We start from the raw sequence: 1846 nt of genomic DNA on the forward strand, positions 1-1846 counted from the left end.
CCACTAGTACCTCCGTAACCATCAGTCTCCCATACCAGGACACCCCAACGGTTGAAGATCTTCATGTTATTGTTCGGATACAACTCTATCCCAACCACTCGGAAGAAGTCGTTCAAGCCATCCCCATCAGGAGTAATACCGTTGAAGATCTCAAATGGAGGCTCTTCTAATACAATCGGTAATACCACGATAGTTGGATCATCTGGCTCATCGTCACCTTCAAGATCAATATCTGTAGGATCATTAGGGTCGTCAGACAGGTCAATAACTGGATCTCCGTTAATGTCGTATCCTGTAGCCGTAGCCTGGTTCTCCACAAATCCTCGATCGATATCTTCTTGTGTGATAGTATAGGTCGCAGTAAAGGTCGTGTCGTCGAACTCTCCTGGCTCCAATACCTCTATAGGTCCACCTTCGATTACGATTCCCGGCAGTGGATCTTCGATCATGATGTCATACAGAGTAACTGAACCTGTGTTAGTTACTTTGAATGTGTAACTTATAGTCTCACCAACTTCTGTATTTCCATTACCATTGTTGTCATCGAATACTCCGATCTTCTCAACCTCGAGCATTGGATCCTGACATAGCTCCGTAATAGTAGGATCGTCTTCCAGCGGACTATTATCATCCGACAGGTCATCTACGATCGAACCATCAGGTGTGGTACCCTCAGCGATTGCCTGGTTAATTACGACTCCGGCATCTATATCATCCTGGGTTACTTCGTATTCCGCAGTGAAAGAAGTTGTATCACTTTCACCTGGCTCAAGGGTTATTGGCCCTCCTACTACCGCAACCAGTGGATCTACAACCGTAACATTTGTTAATGGTAAGTTACCATTGTTGATCACTTCGAAACTGTATTCGATCTTCTCACCAAGATCCGTACAACCGTTCATGTTCTCATCGATCAATGCACCTACTTTGATCAGTGCTATTGAAGCATCCTGACAAAGGGTTGTGATCGTAGGATCATCAGTAGTTGTAGTTGAACCTGAAAGGTCAGTCAGCGGTGTCTGATCAAGAGTTAAAGCAGTAACTGTTGCCTGGTTCACCACTTCACCGGCATCAATATCACCTTGAGTGATCGTATACGTAGCAGTATAAACCCAGGTTTCATCAACATCTAACTCGTTATCTCCATCCGTATCTCCTGAATCCGGTCCTGGTATAACGCCACCAAGTAACGGATCGTCTACCACTATATCGAACAAGGTTACGTTTCCTTCGCTAGATACTGTGAAAGTATATTCGATCACCTCACCTGGCTGTGAACAGTTTCCTCCGTCATCATACATCGCTTCCTTAACAATTGCTATATCAAATTCCTGACATAGTGTAGTTACCGTTGGGTCATCAGTCGTTACAGTAGTACCTGAAAGGTCACTAACCGTCATCTGATTAGGATCAACTCCTGTCGCAGTAGCCTGGTTCATTACTTCACCAAGGTCAATATCGTCCTGAGTGATCGTGTAATCGGCAACATATAGCCAAGTTTCCGTTACATCAAGTTCGCCGTCATTATCATCGTCACCCGCCGCTGGTCCTGGAATAACACCACCTAATAGTGGGTCATCCACAACTATATCGGTTAAGGTTACATTACCCGTATTGAATACTTCAAACTTGTAATTAATGATCTCACCTGGCTGACTACAATCCGTTCCCGGAGAATAAGTAGCCTCCTTAGTGATGGCAATCTTCGAATCCTGACAAAGTTCTGTAATGGTCTCATCGTCCGTAGTTGTTGTACTACCCGATAGATCCGTTACCGTGCTCTGGTCTGGTGCTACTCCCGTGGCCGTAGCCTGGTTGATCACCTCTCCAGCGTCTATATCATCCT

General features: G+C 45.1%; 1 protein-coding gene. It reads right to left on the minus strand.

Annotation, left to right across the window (positions count from 1 at the left end):
- The coding region (locus J1N09_RS15350; RefSeq protein WP_265201163.1) for a gliding motility-associated C-terminal domain-containing protein at positions 1-1846 on the minus strand (1846 nt) is incomplete at both ends.

It is taken from the genome of Aureitalea sp. L0-47, from assembly GCF_026126405.1.
Classification (GTDB): Bacteria; Bacteroidota; Bacteroidia; order Flavobacteriales; family Flavobacteriaceae; genus Pukyongia.